General features: G+C 73.8%; 4 protein-coding genes and 1 pseudogene. 4 read left to right on the forward strand and 1 reads right to left on the reverse strand.

Features of this window, described 5'->3' with window-relative positions:
• Window positions 1-1985, reverse strand: a 1985-nt coding sequence (locus N869_RS18805; protein WP_035062266.1) for a DUF6923 family protein, incomplete at its 3' end; no start/stop codon positions are given.
• A gap of 277 nt (window positions 1986-2262) precedes the next feature.
• Here N869_RS18805 and N869_RS12845 point away from each other — a divergent pair.
• The 4 genes and pseudogenes from N869_RS12845 to N869_RS12860 all read left to right on the forward strand — a co-directional run.
• On the forward strand, window positions 2263-3090 hold the full coding sequence (locus tag N869_RS12845; RefSeq protein ID WP_035062267.1) for a DUF4397 domain-containing protein: 828 nt from the start codon (window positions 2263-2265) through the stop codon (window positions 3088-3090).
• A gap of 137 nt (window positions 3091-3227) precedes the next feature.
• Window positions 3228-3953: a class F sortase gene (locus N869_RS18810; RefSeq protein WP_052105527.1), complete on the forward strand. Its 726-nt coding sequence runs from the start codon at window positions 3228-3230 to the stop codon at window positions 3951-3953.
• Between the two features lie 107 nt (window positions 3954-4060).
• On the forward strand, window positions 4061-4618 hold the full coding sequence (locus N869_RS12855; RefSeq protein WP_035062270.1) for an RNA polymerase sigma factor: 558 nt from the start codon (window positions 4061-4063) through the stop codon (window positions 4616-4618).
• Window positions 4605-4911, forward strand: a pseudogene (locus tag N869_RS12860) (anti-sigma factor); the annotation flags it as partial. The gene N869_RS12855 and the pseudogene N869_RS12860, both read left to right, overlap by 14 nt.

The following is a 4911-nucleotide window of genomic DNA, read 5'->3' on the forward strand; positions in this document are numbered from 1 at the left end:
GTGTAGGTCCCCTGCCCGGGGACCGTGACCGTGGACGTCGGCGAGCCGTCGCCGTCGAGCAACGTGACCGACCCGTCGACGGGCACGGGCACCTGGCTGGTGGGGACCTGCGTGGTGGTGCCCACACCCTGGGAGGTGAGGTCGGCGGTGGCCGGCGGGGCCGGGGCCGCGACGGTCGGGGTGTAGGTCGCCTCGGCGGTCTGGCCGTAGGCGTCGGTGAGCCGGTAGCTGACCGCGGTGGCCGTGCCGGCGAACCCGTGGACCGGGCTGAACGTCACGGTGGTGCCGTCCAGGGCGTAGGTGCCCTGCCCGGTCACGGTCACGGTGGTCGCCGGCTCGCCGTCGGCGTCCAGCAGGGTGAGGGCGCCGCCGGTGGGGGCGGTGGGCAGGGTCGCGTCCTGGACCTCGGTGCCCACACCGGTGGAGGTGCGGTCGGTGGCCGTGGGGCCCGCGGGTGCGTGGACGGTGGCGGTGTAGGTCGCCGTGCCGGTCTCGGTGCTCTCGGCCCCGGGGGCGGTCAGCCGGACGTCGACGGTGGTCGCCTCACCGGCGAAGCCGAGGACCGGCTCGAACACCAGGTCCGGGCCCTGGACGCGGTAGGTGCCCTGGCCGGGGACGTCGAGGGTCTGCACCGGCTGCTGCTGGGCGTCCAGCAGGGTCACCTGGCCCCCGTCCGGCGCCCCGGAGGGCACCGTCTGCACGGTGGTGCCCACCCCGCTGGAGGTGAGGTGCCGGGTGAGGGGGGTGACGGTGAGGGGCGCGGTCGTGACGCCGGGGTCCTCCTCGTTGCCGACGACGGTGACCACGGAGGTGGAGCTGACGGTCCGGTCGGCCGGGGAGGTGCCGGTGAACGTGTAGGTCTCGCTGTCGCCGGGGGCGAGCTGACCGGCGACGCACTGCACCACGCCCTGGGTGGTGCTGCACCCGAGGGGCAGGGTCACGTCAGTGACGCCCTCGGGGACGGCGAACGTGAAGGTGCTGCCCGAGGAGCCGCCGGGGCCGGCGTTGGTGATCTCGACCTCCCACGTGAGGGGGGTGGCGGGGCCGGCCGGGGCGGGGTCGGTGACCATGGGCACCAGGTCGGTCGGCTCGGACGGGGTGGTGGCCCCGTCGTTGCTGGAGGTGGGGGGCCCGCTGATGGTCGAGACCCACGTGACCTCCGGCGCGCTGCCGGTCGGGTCGGTGACCGTCACCTGGGTGATGTTGCCGGTCGAGTTGTTGGAGAACGCGAGGTTCCCGTTGCCGTACGTCCAGGCAGCCCCGTACCCGCCGGTGTCACCGGCCGGGAACACCGTGCCCGTGGCGATGGGGAGGACCTCACCGGTGGTGGTGTCGAGCCGGATGAGGGTCTTGACGGCGGCGCTGGTCCGCACGCCCCACAGGTACCCGTCCGCCCAGGTGAAGTCGATGCTGTTGAAACCGGTGCTGGGCGTGATGGTGCGGGTCACCGTCCGGGTGTCGACGTCGATCGCGTACACGGGGCTCGTGGTCTGGTTGGTCTTCACGAAGAACGTGTCGGCCTCGGCGCCCTCACCGAACGCCCCGGCGGCGTACGTGCCGCTCGGCAACCCCGTGACCGCACCCAGGGCGGTCACCTCGGCACCGTCGCCGATGCGCACGAGCGTGTTGCTGTTGGACTGCATCCCGTACAGGTACCCGTCGCTGACGCGGTAGCCGACGGCGTTGTAGAGGAACGGTGCGGCGGTGCCGATCGACCGGATCTCCACACCACCGGCGCCGGCGTTCGCCAGCCGGGACTGGACCGCGGTGCGCATCGTCGTGCCTTCGGCACCGACGTAGTCGGGGTCGCCGGCCTGGATCAGCTGGGAGATGAACACCGTGGGGTAGTCCACGGTCATCGGCGTCGCGAACGCTGCGGGCGCACCGACGGCGACCAGGGCACCGGCGAGCGCACCCACGAGGGTCGCGGCGATGGGCCGGTGGGCGCGCTGGGGGCGGCGCCGGGGAAGGGCGTGGCTGGGCACAGGGTCTCCTCGGGGGCGGAGAGGTGGGGGCGGAGAAGTGGGGGCGGCGGGTGCCGTCGACGAGTGCTCATCGGCGCGTGAATGTCCGTCTTGACCCCGTTGGCCCGTTGCACGGGGCGTTTTCACCCGTTCGGCACCCCCTCGGAGGGCCGTTCGTCCCACATCGCGGACGCGCTGAAGTTTTTCTCATCCGGCTGCATCCAGACGCGCACCTCGCGAAGTAGTTCAAGTGTCAAGCAGTTCTGAGGCCTTCAGGGCCCCTGATCCAGGAGGAACCATGCGCTCTCGTCTGACCGTTCCCGTCGCCGGCGCCGCCGGTGTCGCACTCGCCCTCGCCGCTGCGGTTCCCGCGATGGCCACCACCGACGACGGCGCCTCGCTGTCGGTGCTGCACGGTGTCCCGGACCTGACCGTCGACGTGTACGTCAACGGCGACCTGACCCTGGACGACTTCGCCCCCGGCGACCTGGCCGGGCCGCTGGACCTGCCCGCCGGCACCTACACCGTCGCGATCACCGCCGCGGACGCCGAGGATGACTCCGAGCCGGCGATCGGCCCCGTGGACCTCACCCTGGAGGCCGGGACCAGCTACACCGCCGTCGCGCACCTGGACGCCGAGGGCACCCCCACCGCGACCCTGTTCACCAACGACACCTCCGCGACCGCCGCCGGTGAGGGCCGTCTGACGGTCCGTCACACCGCTGCCGCCCCCGCCGTGGACGTCCTCGCGGGCGACGACGCCGTGATCACGAACCTGTCGAACCCTGACGAGGAGGTCCTGGACCTGCCCGCCGGCACCGTTCCCGCCGCGGTCGCCGCCGCCGGGACCACCGAGCCGGTGCTCGGCCCGGCCGACGTGGACGTCGCCGAGGGCGTCAACACCATCGTGTACGCGTGGGGCAGCCTCGAGGACGAGAACCTCGACCTCGCCATCCAGACGATCGACGGCCTGCACTCCGCGCCCGAGGGCGTCCCGTCCGGTGAGCTGGGCCTCGCCGCGGGCTCCTCGACCGCCCCGTGGACGGCCGCTGCCGCGGTCCTGCTCCTCGCCGGTGCCGCCACCGTCGTCCTGCGCCGTCAGCAGCTCGCGACCGCGGGTCGCTGACCCCCGACCCGGTCGACGTCCGGACCCGCGAGCCCCGGGCGTCGACCGGTCCCCCACCGGGGTGCGGCGGCTCACGCCCCGCACCCCGGTGACGTACCCGGCCCCCGCGACCCGCCCGTCCGCCACACTGGAGCGACATGTCCCCCGTCACCCGCCCCCCTCACCGTGCACACCTGGCGCGGGGCACCGCACTGGTGGCCGCCGCCCTCCTGGTCCTCACCGGCTGCACCGCGGCCGAGGAGCCCGCCGCCGAGCCGTCCGTCACCGAACCGGCACCCACCACCGCCGCCCCCGAGCCGGAGGCCACGCGTGAGGTGCCCGACGTCCCGGTGCGACGCGCGGACCTGGGGTCGGTCGAGCGCCGCGAGGTGGTCCCCCCGGCCACCGTCGCCGTCCCCGCCCTGGACATCGCGTTGCCGGTCGACCCGGTGGGGGTCGAGGACGACGGGCAGATGGAGATCCCCCCGCACGCCGAACGCGCCGGCTGGTACCGGTACGGCGCGGCACCCGGTCAGGGTGCGGGCACCTCGGTGATCGCCGCGCACGTGGACTCGATCGTCTCGGCCGGAGTCGGCCCGTTCGCCCGACTGCGCGACCTGGACCCCGGTGACGTGGTGACCGTCGAGCTGGAGGACGGCACCGACCTGCGGTACGTCGTGCAGGACGTCGTCACCATCGCCAAGCCCGAGATCACCTGGGACGACGTGTTCGTGCGGGACGGTGGCGAACGCCTGGTGCTGGTGACCTGCGGGGGCCGGTTCCGGCAGGAGGCGCGCTCGTACACCGACAACGTGATCGTCACCGCCGTCCCGCAGGACGCAGCCACGGACGACGGCGACGAAAGCGACCTTGACGGTGCATGATGGGCACGTTGACCGCGACGCCGGTCGCCACCCGACGCGCCGCCCCTCGCGGCCCGCGCCCCCGGCCCGCACCGAGGAGGACTGAGCTGGACCGCCGCCCTCCCGTGCTGGATCCCCCTGCCGAGCAGTCCGACGAGGCCGTGGGGTGGGCGTTCCACGCCGGTGACCAGGTCGCCCTGGCCGAGGCGTACCGGCGCTGGTCCGGCCTGGTCCACACCATCGCGGTGCGGTCCCTGGGCAGTGCGGCCGACGCGGAGGACGTCACCCAGCAGGTGTTCGTCTCCGCCTGGCGCGGACGTGAGGGGTTCGACCCGTCCCGGTCCCGCCTGCCCGCATGGTTGACGGGGATCACCCGCAACGCGGTCGCCGACGTCCACGCCCGCCGGGCCCGCGACCGCCGCAACGAGGTCGCGGTCGCCTCGGTGGCCGACCGTGACCCGGAGCCCGAGGTCGCGTCCGTGGCCGACCGTGTCACCGTCGCCGACGAGCTCGCCCGCCTCGGTGAGCCGCAGGGCACGATCATGTCCCTCGCGTTCTTCGACGACCTGACCCACGGGCAGATCGCCGAACGGCTCGAGCTGCCGCTCGGGACCGTCAAGAGTCACATCAGACGCAGCCTGCTGCGCCTACGAGACCGGTTGGAGGTGGCACATGGAGCACGTTGACCCCGACGTCCTGGCGTTGATCTCGCTCGGCGAGGACGTCGACGACACCACGCGTGACCACCTCGCCCGGTGCGAGCGGTGCACCGCCGAGGTCGCCGAGCTGGCAGCCGTGGTGGCGACCGCCCGCACCGTCACCCCCGCCGACGCCCCCACCCAGCCCCCGGCGCACGTGTGGGACGCGATCACGGCTGAACTCGGGCTGACCGGTGCCGGGCCGTCGTCGACACCCATCTCCCCCACCCCGGCGGAGCGCACAACCGTGGAGCGCGCGCCGTCGCCCTCGCAGGCGGCCG

Source organism: Cellulomonas bogoriensis 69B4 = DSM 16987 (assembly GCF_000767165.1).
GTDB classification, from domain to species: Bacteria; Actinomycetota; Actinomycetes; order Actinomycetales; family Cellulomonadaceae; genus Actinotalea; species Actinotalea bogoriensis.

What these genes read in the sequence shown, in the direction of transcription:
- N869_RS12845 (WP_035062267.1), top strand. Translation starts at nt 2,263, where the DNA reads ATGCGCTCTCGTCTGACCGTTCCCGTCGCCGGCGCCGCCGGTGTCGCA.
- N869_RS18810 (WP_052105527.1), top strand. Translation starts at nt 3,228, where the DNA reads ATGTCCCCCGTCACCCGCCCCCCTCACCGTGCACACCTGGCGCGGGGC.